We start from the raw sequence: 13,669 nt of genomic DNA on the forward strand, positions 1-13,669 counted from the left end.
ACGTTGGATGGATTAAGCCTGAGGATATTGCGGTGCTAAACGGTAATAGCTATAAGTGACATTTGGATCTTTATAGACGTCATAGCTAGTTTGTTTATAGTCAGAAACCCATTGTGAGCCTGTAAAGCCGGCAATATGTCCGTAACGGTGCTTCTTGGTGCGGTGGATAATATAGATATCGCCTGGCTGCGGGTTGTTAAATTCAGGGGTGATTTTCTGATAACCAATCTGTTGTAAGGTGCGACCCCAGTCTGATGCGGCAACAGGATGTTGAACGATATTGGCACCAGCAGATTGTAAAGCGATCCTGACGAATTTAGCACATTGAGATGAGCTACGATACGACGCACGTTTGGTCAGCTTCTGAGAGAATTTACTCACATCAATTCCAGAAGTCGATGGCAGTTTTGGCATCTCTCGATAAGGAATAACCACCTGTTGCGAGGGTGGGTGAATCATACTGTGGTCTACTGAAGGTACATCATAAATCATTGTGAATCTCTACCGCATTTTCAAAACAACTGAACGTGTGCCAGAATCTCTAACGAAGCACATGGTAAGCGATAAATCTTCAAAAACCTAAAATGTAATGTAATAATATAACAAAATGATCGAATTATAATGAATTTTGAATGAATATTTTTTGAAGATCATCTTAATTATAAAAGGTTTAAGTTCTCTTTAAAGAAATCTTTCATATTTGTAAAATGATATTTCACACCGTGATGAAGTTGGCAATTTTAAAGCATCAATTAAGATTGATGCTCTTTCAGATAATCTTCGGTTCTTTGTATTGCTGTTTGAATATTTTGAATTGCATGTTCAATATCAGCAATCGTTTTGGCATTGCCACCGCTAAGCGCTTGACGCCATTTTCTTGCACCAGGCAGGTTTTGGAATAGACCCAAAATATGTCGGGTGATAATCGACAAGGGTGCACCTTCAGCAACCCGCTGATGAATATACGGCATCATCTGTTGCATGATTTCGAAACGATCAGGTGCTTCCAGATTCCAGAGTTGTCCCATTTCGGCCAAAAGATATGGATTGTGATAAGCCTCACGACCAATCATGACACCATCTACATGCTGTAAATGTTGCTGTGTTTCTTCGAAAGTTTTGATGCCGCCGTTAATTTCGATGGTGAGATGTGGGCGTTCTTGCTTCAAACGATAGACATCGTCATAACGTAAAGGTGGAACATCACGGTTTTCTTTAGGTGATAAGCCTTGCAAAATAGCAATACGTGCATGCACGATAAAATGAGTACAACCAGTTGCAGCAACCGTATCCACAAAATGCAGCATTTCTTCATAAGACTGCATATCATCAATCCCGATACGATGTTTCACGGTCACAGGGATTGACACTGCTTTTTGCATGCTATGAATACATTCGGCAACCAGATTTGGCTCAGCCATGAGACAGGCGCCAATTTTATTATTTTGTACACGGTCACTTGGGCAGCCGACATTTAAATTGACTTCGTTATAGCCCCAATCTTCCGCCATTTTGGTACAGGTTGCCAACTCTTGCGGATTGGAGCCACCAAGCTGTAAAACAATGGGATGTTCTTGTTGATTGAAGTCTAAATGACGATTTGCACCACCATAGATAATCGCACCTGTTGTGACCATCTCGGTATAGAGCACGACATTTGGATTAAACAGGCGCGCAAAATAACGATAATCTTTTGTTGTCCAATCCATCATTGGCGCGACGGAAATGCGTGGCTTTAATGATTCAAGTGGTTGCATAAACAGTTCTCGGATGTGGACAAGCAAAGAAAGGGCAGCATTATACGAGTTTTGTGATCAATTCACCAATTATCCTCTGTAGGGCTTTGATTACAGCATTAGAATTTCATCCTTACAGAAAAACCGAACATCCTTGGCATCAGCCTAAGCAGTATTGGACCATACTTCTTATGTCTGATTGCTCTAGACGGATCATCACTCAAAAAGATAAAGCAGAGTCATGCTGACTTTGTATATATTCTATTTCTGTGTGAGGACTCCCGAATGAGCACATTAAGTTTAGGCTTGATTCTATCGACTATAATAACGGTGATATCAACTATTTTTGCCGTATTAGGTGTGATCAGTTATTCTGGTGCCTTGCTGTTGATTATGTTTATCATATTTCCTATGTTCATGGTGCAGCAGTTAAAGTGGAATTTCTGAAACTGGCTTTTTGATTATTAAGCTAACTTGCTTCTGGTGCATATAAGTGCTCAGCAGGTTGATTGTTCTTGGTCTAAAATTATTATATTCAAATAAAAAAATTAAATGGTATAGAGTAAATTCTAAGCAGTGTAATAGCGATGACTCAATGTTTTATATTCAAAAGTGATGCTATTTGTACATTTCGAATTTCAAAAAAATTAAACCTTAAAATTATAAAAACATTTGATTTATATCCATTTTAATCATGCTTTTTTATTTGGGAAAGCATTTCTGGTGATTAAGCAAAGATCGGTGGGATATCGCTTTTAGCTGATCTAGATGTTGTAAAAGAAATACAATTATGTATCCAACGCTGTAGTAAAATTAGCAGCGTAATTCATTGGTTTTTTTTACATAAATTTATACTTTTACAAGATCTACTCTATAAATATTAAAGGAAAGATATGCACAACGCATTGATTGTAGATGATCATCCCGTTGCACGGTTGGCTGTTCGAATGCTTTTGGAAAAAGAAGGTATGACCGTACTTGCAGAAACGGGGGATGGTTTGGATGCGGTTTCTTTAATTAAGCAGCTTGGGCCTGATTTAGTTGTGATTGATATTGATATGCCGTCTTTGAATGGTATTGAGGTTGTTCAGCGCTTACGTAAAAATGGTTATCAAGGCGGTATGCTGATGCTCAGCGGCAAGGATGATGATCATTATATTAAACGCTGTGCGAGTGCAGGTGCCGATGGATTTATTAGTAAGAAAAATCAACTGGTTGAACTTCATGATGCGATTCGTGCGCTACGCGGAGGTTATGGCTATTTTCCGCGCGCCCTTGCACGTCTTCACGTTGCTGATGCGACCTTAACTGATACTGATATTGAAAAGAATAAAATTGCTGAACTTTCATCCAAAGAGTTACAGGTACTCCTTTATTTAGCCAAAGGCGAAAAAGTGATTGATATCGGGGGGCTTATGCATATCAGTGATAAAACGGTAAGTACTTATAAAAGTCGCATGATGCAAAAGCTTGAGCTAAAAAATATGATGGAGTTGTATGACTTTGCCCAGCGTAATCATTTGGTCTAAGGAATCATATGCCAAAACTGTGGATACTGGGTTGTGTCGTGTTCTGCCTGTTTTGCAATGCTGTACGGGCAGAGTCTCCACAACTGATGAAAGTTTTCAGTCGGGAAGCACCGATCCAGCTTGAATTTGAATTAAATGATAAAGACTGGCGTTGGCTCGGGAAAAAACAAGAAATAAAAGTAGCCGTCTATGATCCGAAAAATCCCCCATTTGCTCTGTTATTAGAACCCGATATTTTTGAAGGAATTGCCGCTGATTATACTTTGCTGATTGCCCATTCTTTAGGGGTTCGCGTCAAGGTTCTACGTTATCCAGATCGAGATGCAGCAATTGATGGGTTGAATCAGGGACAGGTCGATATGTTGATTGACTATGCCAATGATATTACAGATGAAACAGAGTTTAAGGCAAGTATTCCTTTCACACCTGACGCGATTGCATTGGTTGGTCGAGAAGAAGTTTTAACACAGGATCTAAAAAAACCTCAGAATATACGGATTGCTTTGTTGGATGATTTTCTGTCTGATGAATGGGTCGCGAAATATTATCCTCAGGCAAAGACAGTCCGCTACACCTCACCTGCAACAGCATTATCTTCTGTGGCGTTTGGAAATAATGATTATTTTATTGGTAGCTTTGCGACAGTGAGTTATTTGGTTGAACGCAATTACGATAATTTGCTATCGGTCGCTAAAATCTTGTCAACGGAAGAAACAGGACCACATTTTTTATTTAGAACCGATGAGAAGGTTTTACCACATACGGTCAATACGGTATTGGCAGCTATTCCGCCAGCACAGCGAAAAGCGATTTCACATCAATGGAGTTCAGGCTCTGATTTATGGCAGTTCCAGTCACGCTTGGCATTAACCGAACGGGAACAGCGCTGGTTAGATCAGAATCGAGAAGTACGCGTCGTTATTAATCCGCTCTATGCACCATTTACCATGCTGGATTCAAACGGACAGTTTTATGGGATTAGTGCGGATGTGCTGCGGTTGATTCACTTACGCACAGGCTTACATTTTAAGGCAGTTGAAGCCGATAACGTTGCAGAGATGTTCCAGAAAGTGAGCCAAAATGAAGGCGATCTGATTGCTGCAATGAGTTACAGTGATGAGCGAGATAAACATCTCATCTTTACTCGCCCTTATATTCAGCCTCCTTTTGTCTTGATTGTCAAAAATAGTACAACCGCACCGAAGGGATTATCGGAGGTTAAGACTTTAGCAATCACGCCGGGTAATTCTTTGTGGGAATGGATAAAAACAGAATATCCGCAGATCAAATTGGTAAAAGCTGAGAATGCCAGCTTGGCAATGCAGTGGGTTAAAGAAAAAAAAGTAGATGGCGCCGTACATAATCTGATTGGTGCCAATTATATGATTGATAGTTATTTCCGTCATGAACTCAAGATTGCCACACGAATAGGGGATAACCTTTCACATATATCCTTTGCTGTACAACGGGATGAACCTGAACTGTATAGTATTCTCAACAAGGCTTTAGCGGATATCTCCCCACGAGATATTTCGATGATCGCATATAAGTGGCAAGGAACGCCTGCAGTTAAATTGAATACATGGACCGTATATCGTCGGGAGTTTTATTGGCTGGCAGGGATTTTTGTGGCTTTGGTTCTGATTTCGTTGAGCTGGAATTACTACTTACGACAAAAAATGAGTACCCGAAAAAAAGCACAATTGAAGTTAAAGGAACAGGTCGAATTTAGAGAAACATTATTCAATAGTATGCTGGTTCCAGTTTATGTGGTTGACCGAGAAGGAAATATTCTAAGCCGTAACCAGGCTTGGGAGGATTTTTTTAAGCTAGACAAAAAGCATTTAGACAAATTGGCACTGACCTCATCTTTGCACCCGCTCGCGATTGTTTATTCAACTCTACAAGAGATGCTTAATGATCCGTACGGACCACTGCTATTAAGACATCGTTATACCATTAAGAATGGTGATGAGATGTGTGTAATCATCCATCAAGCAGTTCCATACATGGGGATAAATGGAGAAGTTGTTGGGTTTATTTGTAGTTGGCAAGATATTACCGAGCATGAAGCACTGTTACTCGAACTGTCGTCTGCGCGAGAAAGGGCAGAACAGGCAAGTCGGACTAAAAGTACATTCTTGGCGACCATGAGCCATGAGATCCGTACGCCAATCAGTGCCATTATTGGTTTACTTGAACTCACAGTGACCAATAAAACGTTTACTCAAACCGATATGGAAGCCGTACAAGTTGCCTATGAGTCAGCCAAATCGCTTATGGATTTAATCGGTGAAATTTTGGATATGGCTAAAATTGAGTCTGGAGAACTTGAACTAGCGCCTAAATGGACTGATTTTGATGAATTGGTACAACCTATCGTCCGTGTATTTGAAGGATTGGCACGGCAAAAGAATCTGACCTTATCTAGCCATATTGATGCCCGGCATCCAGATGAAATATTTATTGATCCGATGCGTTTGCATCAAGTGCTTTCTAATTTAATTAGCAATGCGATCAAATTTACAGAGCAAGGCTCGATTGAGATCGGGATGAAATGCTTACGTAAGAAAGATCAACATATGGTTTTGGAGCTGGTTGTCTCCGATACTGGTGTAGGGATTGCAGAAGAAGATCAAGGGCAAATATTTACCCCATACAAACAATCTGATGCTGGGAAAATGCAAGTGGGTACAGGGTTGGGGCTGGCAATATGTATGCAATTGGTCAAAATGATGGGCGGCGTAATTACGCTACGCAGCGAGCAAGGAAAAGGAACGCATATTACAGTGCATCTTCCAGTTGAACACCGCCAATTTCAACCTGTATCCGTTGAGAGTGTCACGATGGCCGCAGATCGTATGCAACCCTTGAGTATTCTTGCTGTAGATGATCATCCCGCTAATCGATTATTGCTCAAATCTCAACTCACACGTTTGGGACATTTTGTGATGGAGGCTGAGAATGGGGAACAAGCCTTACAGCTATGGCGTAAACATGATTTTGATTTGGTGGTTACTGATTGTAATATGCCAATTATGGATGGAATGACCTTGACACGCTTGTTGCGTCAGGAAACAACTAGGCCCGTGACGATCTTTGGGCTCACCGCAAATGCCCAAGCTGAAGAGCGTGCACGTTATTTGGCTGAGGGGATGGACGATTGTCTGTTTAAACCATTACAACTCGCACAATTAAAAACGCTTTTAAATACCGTATTTCGGCATGTTGTTCAAAATAAACCAGTACAGAAGCAATTGGCGAGTCTGGTTGATTTAGGTGCTTTACGTCATTTAGTCAATGATAATACTGAGCTGTTGCATCAGTTATTGCTAACAACTCACAATGAAAATATGAAAGATATACAACAGGCGCGTTTACTGATTGAGAAGCAAGATAATGCTGGTTTAGCTCACTGTTTTCACCGTATGGCTGGAGCGGCACAGATTTTAGGTGCATCAGGTGTTGAAAGACATTGTCGTGAACTTGAAAATTATGCTGAAAATACGGCAGATTTTGAATTGCTTTGTCAAAGATCTAGTCAAGTGTTAGAGCTTGTTATGCAGCTCAATAATGCAATAGAAGATTTTATTGCCAATGAAAAAGCAGATTAACAGCTGATTTAAATATTGCTTTAGTTCGGTGACTGAATCGATTTAGGCGATGCGTTTATGGAGATCGCATTCAATGATAGGTGAGGAACATAACCGCTAAATTGTTATCTTCATCTAGCTATTTTAGTTGTGAGTCAGATAAAACCTTAGACTCAGATAAGGTATTGTCTGTTCTTGAACAATCTAACTGTATTTTGTGATTTATTTGCGAAACCTGACAATCAGATTCCTCGATAACTGCACCATGAAAATAAATCTCCCCTGTAGAGCTTGCAAAGATAAATGAAGTCATTAAAAAATATAATATTAAGCTAAGGGCGAGTACTATTCTGGGCATGATAAAACTTCCAAATAAACAACCCAATGAGTCAATAACTCAATTGGTTATGGTTTTCAATTTTGGAGTGAATGGTAGTAGAAATAGGGTGTTTTCTTTATCGGAAGTGGATAATTAATTTGTCAGGTTTAAGTCTTTATTTTGAATCTAAGCCGTAAATGTTTGTAGGGAATGAATGACAAATTAAAATTAAAAAAATGATCATTCTAATCGCTGAGGAATATTTCAGCTTTGTAGTCGACCCCCTACAGTGAAATCGTTATTGCACTACGTGATTTATATCATTGGATGATATTCCCCCTTATTTAACCTATTCATAATCTTGCTCTAAGCAATAGGGGAAGCGTGATCTACAAACCTCATCTATTACTTCGGGTCGCACATTAGTGCCGTTCAGAAATTCATAGCTAAAATTTCGAGATGCAATAATGGAAAAGTGGGTTTGTAAAGAATGTGGTTTATATCAAAGAGCTAACCATAAAAAGATTAAAGCTGGGCAGCGGGTTTATTTTTATAAAAATAAAAATCATATCAATCGATTTTTTGAACATATTGAAACCAATATCATTAGAGGTGTCGTTTTAAGTAAGCGTGGCAATCTCATTACAGTATTAGCAAGTGGAAAAGTATCAAAAGTGCTGAATGTTGATGTCTATCCTGAATGTGCTCCAATGCATTTTATTTATAATATGTTTGGTACTTGCGAATGTTGATTTGATTTTTTAAATAAAAATATTTCCAATTTATCTTTGCTATTCATTATAAGTTACACGTCATGGCCTTAAATTCTCTTAGAGTGGCTCCATGTGGTTGTAGAACTGCTTTCTGATTTTATGTCAGACATTAAAATAATTTGAATCTTGAGATTGGAGCTGAGTATCTGATCTAAGTCTGAGGACTTCTACTTATAATATCATTGAACTAAATAGATATTCTCTCTAGATCTATTTTACAAACAGCGCTCATCTCTAAAGTCTGAGTCTTTAGAGATGAGAATCAGTATTCATGTGCTTAGGATGCTATTTTTCTTATTCAGCAGGTAATCAAGTAGGCTAAACAGCATACATGCAAAAACGAGGCTAATTCCTGCTAAACAGGTCATGCTCCAGCCACCGTGATTCCAGGCAAAAATTCCTAGAGCCGAACCACACGCACCGCCAGTGAAATACGCCGTCATATAAATGGCATTGATACGTGATTTTGCATCAGGACGTAAACGGAAAATAACACTTTGATTGCTGGTATGAACTAAGGCCAAAGCCAGTTGGATCAGTGCAAAGCCAAGGATATAACTGAACAAGAAACGTTGTCCGAAATAGAAAAATATCCAGCTTAAGATGAATAAGCCACAGCCAATCCATGTCAGGTGGTTGGTATAACCTTGGTCAGCATATTTACCGACATATTGCGTTGAGAGGGCACCAAAGATACCCACCAAAGTGACCATACCAATAAAGAGGTCTGGCAGGTGGTGGGCTAATGTAAGCAGTAGAGCGATGGTTGAATACAAAATACTCACGGCAGCAAAAGCAAAGCCACCCGCGAGTGCGCGTAACACCAAACGCTTCTCTTGTTTTAACAGTTGCGCCATTGAAGCGAACACTTGCCCATAATTCATTTTCATACGCATGGCATAAGGCAAACGACTTTTTAAGGCATAGGCCAAGATCAGCATCAATACACCACTGATCACATAAATGACTTTCCAGTGGAATAAATTCGAAAACAGTCCCGCCAGACTGGTTGAAAGTAAAATACCAACCAGCAGCCCACTCATTAAAAAGCCAACCACTTCGCCAGTCTTTTCTGGTTTTACCGTCATGGTTGCAAGTGGAATTAGAACTTGTGCTGCGACTGAGAATAGTCCAGCCATCACGGTTCCAAGCCAGAGCATGGGCAAATTGACTGAGAACGCACTGATAAATAAACCTACAGCACATAACCCCATCAGCAAAGGAATGAACTTGGTTTTATTCACCACGTCGCCCATCGGCACAATAAACAATAAGCCCAATGCATAAGATACTTGAGCAAAGGTCACCGTAAGTGCGGCTTGACCTTCGGTCACAGCAAAATACTGCTGAATGGAATGAATCAGCGGTTGACTATAATAGTTGGCACCCGCACATAAACCACATGCTGCAGCCATAAACCATAGTAAGGTTCTATTCTGACTAATATCTTGGGGGGCAGACATAATTTTCTCGATCACTGATTTATGCGGTATAGGTAGTTGCTTCAACTTCGATTTGCATGCCTTCCAATGCCAAACGAGACACAGGAATCAGGGTGCATGCTGGGAAAGCATGGTTTTTCCATAAATCTTGCATGATTTGAATCAAAGCCTGATGTTTTTCAGCACTGTGATTCACAATAAGAATGCGTAAAACCGCGATATCCGTAATTTGCGCATGGACTGAAGTTAGAGCGTGTTGAATATTATAGAAGACTTGTTGTACCTGTTGGTCAAAATATTCTGACAGTTCACCATTTTTATTTTCACCACCTTGGCCTGCAATATGAATGGTTCGCAGATTTGGTGGTACAACGGCAATATGACTATAACCATTGGGACGAGGGTCATAAAGCTCAGCTGGATTTATTATTTCAAATAGAGTTGTGTTGATCAGATTCATCACTAAAACATCATGCTGGAGATAGAGACTATTGAGTATCAAAGCTCAAGTTAGCTTTAGGTCAAGTGAATTTCGAATCTAAATCAACGATCGATGGCAATAAAAAGACTATTTTTTAGAATTTTAATTTTTACGGAGATCAAAAGTTACTTGGATTGCTCAGAGTGTTTGATTTTTGCACCAATATTGTGCAATAAAAAAGCTTTTGCTAGACAAAACCATACAAATATCACTTGAAAAAATGCCGATTCAAGTTTTTTTAACTCTTTTTGATTTTTCTGAATGATTCACTGCATACAATTCAGATTTATTGATAAGGCGAAATCACAGTGGATTGCCTTAATTTAATTGCTTCCTATCAATTCACTGCTAAAAAGTAGCCGAAACGACCAATAAAAGTTCAGAGAAGCCAATCCTTCGCAGCAACTGCATGATTATGATGCCGATTCAGCCATCTATTGTTACAAGCTAAAAGAAACGATCCAATCTGGTGAAACGGATTTGGTCTAATTGTGACGATGATCAGGATGATAAGTCGATTTATTCAATGAATGCCGCTTTTATCTTTCGTGTTAGAAAGGGAAATGCATAAAAAATAGATGGATTGATAGCGAGAGTGGTCGAGTTTTTACATTCATAAAGTATGAAAAACAAGGTTTGACTGATCAAAAGGCAAACCTGCGGATCATACAAGCTAAAAATGTGAATGTGAATCATCAGTTCAAAATATAGGTATTTATTAAATAAATATTGGGTGGAATTTTAAAACAGTTCCATTAGAATCCAAATTTCTACAAAGAATACTCCTGGGGGAAACATTGCTATTTGCGATGTTTACTTAAGAAAAACTAGCTTGAGGAACGCTCATGCAGATCGGAATCCCAACCGAAACTATCCATGGTGAAAGTCGCGTAGCGGCAACACCAGAGACAGTTAAGAAGTTGATTAACGCAGGTCATAGTATTGTCATTCAACGTGGTGCTGGTGTTAAAGCTGCGTACATTGACAGTGCTTATGAACAAGTTGGCGCAACCATTACGGACGATGCTTATACAGGCAGCCAAATTATTTTGAAGGTACGTGCCCCTAAAGGCGATGAAATTCAAAAACTTGCGGCGAATACTACTGTAATAGCAATGTTTGACCCTTACCGCAATCCAGAACTCGAGCAGTTTGCTAATCAGCAAGTGTCTGCTTTTGCTCTAGAATTACTTCCACGTACACTTTCACGTGCACAAAATATGGATGTACTTTCTTCTCAAGCAAACTTGGCGGGTTATAAGTCTGTATTGTTAGCTGCGGCTGAATATCAACGTATGTTCCCAATGTTAATGACGGCTGCAGGTACTGTAAAACCTGCGCGTGTTGTGATTATGGGTGTTGGTGTTGCGGGTCTTCAAGCGATTGCGACTGCAAAACGTTTGGGTGCAGTGGTTGAAGCAACTGACTTACGTCCAACAGCAAAAGAGCAGGTTGAATCTTTAGGCGGTAAATGGCTCGATGTGCCAATGTCTGATGAAGAAAAACAACGTGCTGCTGAAGCTGCGAAAAGTGGTTATGGTTGGCAGCCGGGTGAGCAATACATCAAAGATCAAGCTGCGATTGTAGATAAAGCTGTATCAAATGCTGACATCGTAATCACCACTGCATTGATTCCAGGTCGTAATGCTCCGCGTTTAATTAAAGCTGAAACCGTTGCCAAAATGAAACCGGGTTCTGTCATTTTAGATATGGCAGTTGAAACGGGCGGTAACGTTGAAGGTTCTAAAGAAGGCGAAACAGTAACAACTGAAAATGGCGTGAAAATTTTGGGTATTCCAAACATTCCAGGCACAGTTGCAACTGAAGCATCTGCATTGTATGCACGTAACGTTTTTAACTTCCTTGAGACATTATTCGACAAAGATAAAGCTTTTGCGATCAATCAAGAAGAAGAAATCCAAAAAGCGTTACTTGTGACACATGGCGGTCAAGTACTGCTCAAGCGCGGTTAAGGGAGAGTTCTCATGGTTGAAACGATTACAATTTTCGTACTTGCCATCTTCGTGGGTTATTACGTGGTTTGGGGTGTAACACCTGCGTTACATACACCACTTATGGCTGTAACCAATGCGTTGTCTTCAATTATTGTTGTTGGAGCAATGATCCAAACTGTGGGTATGCCAGTGATTGGATTAGATGCAAATGTTGCATTTCAAAGCGTAAACGTAGTCAGTGTCCTTGGTGCAATTGCTGTGTTCTTGGCAAGTATCAATATCTTTGGTGGCTTTGCTGTAACTGCGCGTATGCTTGAAATGTTCAAGCCAAAGCAAAAGAAAAAAGAGGGCTAATCGATGGAATTTATTCGAGACTATGCGGAATGGTTCTACCTGATCGGTGCCGTCCTTTTTATCTTAACCTTACGTGGTTTGTCAGGTCCTAAGACTGCGATTGCAGGTAACCGTTACGGCATGATCGCTATGGCGATTGCTGTAGCAACAACGTTCTTTGTTGCAGAACATCCTGTCGTTTGGATGATCGTTGGTGCAATGGTATTAGGTGGTATTGTTGGTATCGCTCGTGCGAGAACAGTTCCAATGACGCAAATGCCTGAAACAGTTGCATTGATGCACTCATTGGTCGGTTTGGCTGCGGTATTAATTGCAATTGCTGCAATTTTGCATAACAACCAATTGACGGCATTATTTGCTGAAAATGAAGCTGCTTTAACTGCTGCTGGCGTACAACATGCTCATATGAGTAAGGTTCATTTATTTGAATTGTTTGTTGGCTGCTTTGTTGGTGCAATTACTTTTACTGCGTCAGTATTTGCTTACGGTAAATTAGCTGCGAAGAAATGGGCAAAAACCATTTCTGGTGCATGGGTTAAACCTGTTCAAGCACTTATCTTTATTGCAATGCTTGCAGCAGGCATCATGTTCTTCTTAACGAATAATATGACTGCATTCTGGGCGATGACAGCACTTGCTCTTGCATTTGGTTGGGTTTGGATTGCGCCAGTGGGCGGTGGTGATATGCCAGTTGTGGTATCGCTTTTGAACTCCTTCTCTGGTTGGGCAGCAGCAGGTATTGGTTTCACACTTGAAAACAATATGTTGATCGTTGCAGGTTCATTGGTTGGTTCTTCTGGTGCGATTCTTTCTTACATCATGTGTAAGGCGATGAACCGTTCAATCATCAACGTATTGTTTGGTGGTGCAATGGGCGGTGCAGCAGTTGCATCAGCAGATAAAGGTGAGCAAGTTCAACGTAACCACCGTTCTGGTTCAGCAGATGACGCAGGCTTCCTGATGTCAAATGCAGACAGCGTTGTGATTGTACCGGGTTATGGTATGGCGCAAGGTCGTGCACAGAATGCGGTGAAAGAATTGTGTGAAATCTTGAAAGAGCAGGGTGTAAAAGTTCGCTTCGCGATTCACCCAGTTGCAGGTCGTATGCCTGGTCACATGAACGTATTGTTAGCAGAAGCGGATGTTGCTTATGAAGACATCTTGGAAATGGATGAGATCAACTCAGATTTCCCTGCAACAGACGTGGTACTTGTTATTGGTGCAAACGACGTTGTGAACCCTGCAGCGAAAGACGATCCGACATCACCGATTTACGGTATGCCGATCCTTGAAGCACACAAAGCACGTACTATCATGGTGATCAAGCGTTCTATGGCGACAGGTTATGCTGGCCTAGACAATGACTTGTTCTACAATGAAAAAACCATGATGATCTTTGGTGATGCCAAGAAAGTTGTGGAAGATATGACCAAAGCAATCAATGGTGGTGGTCACTAATCTGACCCTACTTAAGATTGTAAAAGCCA

At 40.3% G+C, this 13,669-nt stretch carries 10 protein-coding genes; 6 read left to right on the plus strand and 4 right to left on the minus strand.

Annotated elements, in window-relative coordinates; translation table 11 throughout:
- Positions 1 to 12 precede the first annotated feature (12 nt).
- Positions 13 to 492: a CHAP domain-containing protein gene (locus F887_RS14770; RefSeq protein WP_005291764.1), complete on the minus strand. Its 480-nt coding sequence runs from the start codon at positions 490 to 492 to the stop codon at positions 13 to 15.
- Between the two features lie 260 nt (positions 493 to 752).
- Positions 753 to 1,757, minus strand: coding sequence for a tRNA dihydrouridine(20/20a) synthase DusA (gene dusA, locus F887_RS14765; RefSeq protein WP_005291766.1), 1,005 nt, complete (start codon positions 1,755 to 1,757; stop codon positions 753 to 755).
- Between the two features lie 872 nt (positions 1,758 to 2,629).
- Between dusA and F887_RS14760 the strand changes: the two genes are divergently transcribed.
- The 3 genes from F887_RS14760 (at position 2,630) to F887_RS14750 (ending at position 7,929) form a co-directional block, all read left to right on the plus strand.
- Positions 2,630 to 3,265 carry a response regulator gene (locus tag F887_RS14760; protein WP_005291771.1) on the plus strand — a complete coding sequence of 212 codons (636 nt, stop codon included), beginning with the start codon at positions 2,630 to 2,632 and terminating at the stop codon, positions 3,263 to 3,265.
- Between the two features lie 8 nt (positions 3,266 to 3,273).
- Complete coding sequence (locus F887_RS14755; RefSeq protein WP_005291773.1) at positions 3,274 to 6,879, plus strand: transporter substrate-binding domain-containing protein; 3,606 nt, start codon at positions 3,274 to 3,276, stop codon at positions 6,877 to 6,879.
- 765 nt (positions 6,880 to 7,644) lie between these two features.
- Positions 7,645 to 7,929, plus strand: coding sequence for a hypothetical protein (locus F887_RS14750; protein ID WP_005146625.1), 285 nt, complete (start codon positions 7,645 to 7,647; stop codon positions 7,927 to 7,929).
- A gap of 290 nt (positions 7,930 to 8,219) precedes the next feature.
- On the opposite strand, the gene F887_RS14745 is transcribed toward F887_RS14750, so the two are convergent.
- Both F887_RS14745 and F887_RS14740 read right to left on the minus strand, forming a co-directional pair.
- Positions 8,220 to 9,413, minus strand: coding sequence for an MFS transporter (locus F887_RS14745; RefSeq protein ID WP_005291776.1), 1,194 nt, complete (start codon positions 9,411 to 9,413; stop codon positions 8,220 to 8,222).
- A gap of 19 nt (positions 9,414 to 9,432) precedes the next feature.
- Positions 9,433 to 9,852 carry a RidA family protein gene (locus F887_RS14740; RefSeq protein ID WP_005291778.1) on the minus strand — a complete coding sequence of 140 codons (420 nt, stop codon included), beginning with the start codon at positions 9,850 to 9,852 and terminating at the stop codon, positions 9,433 to 9,435.
- An 866-nt stretch (positions 9,853 to 10,718) separates the two neighbouring features.
- Between F887_RS14740 and F887_RS14735 the strand changes: the two genes are divergently transcribed.
- Genes F887_RS14735 through F887_RS14725 form a run of 3 tightly spaced genes read left to right on the plus strand, consistent with a single transcriptional unit; the run spans position 10,719 to position 13,640 of the window.
- Positions 10,719 to 11,846, plus strand: a complete 1,128-nt coding sequence (locus F887_RS14735; protein ID WP_005291780.1) for a Re/Si-specific NAD(P)(+) transhydrogenase subunit alpha — start codon at positions 10,719 to 10,721, stop codon at positions 11,844 to 11,846.
- 12 nt (positions 11,847 to 11,858) lie between these two features.
- Entirely contained in the window at positions 11,859 to 12,182 is a 324-nt protein-coding gene (locus F887_RS14730) for a proton-translocating transhydrogenase family protein (protein WP_005051598.1), read from the plus strand.
- Between the two features lie 3 nt (positions 12,183 to 12,185).
- Positions 12,186 to 13,640 carry an NAD(P)(+) transhydrogenase (Re/Si-specific) subunit beta gene (locus tag F887_RS14725; RefSeq protein ID WP_005291783.1) on the plus strand — a complete coding sequence of 485 codons (1,455 nt, stop codon included), beginning with the start codon at positions 12,186 to 12,188 and terminating at the stop codon, positions 13,638 to 13,640.
- The last annotated feature ends 29 nt before the right edge of the window (positions 13,641 to 13,669 follow it).

The organism is Acinetobacter sp. NIPH 2100 (assembly GCF_000369805.1).
Taxonomy (GTDB): Bacteria; Pseudomonadota; Gammaproteobacteria; order Pseudomonadales; family Moraxellaceae; genus Acinetobacter.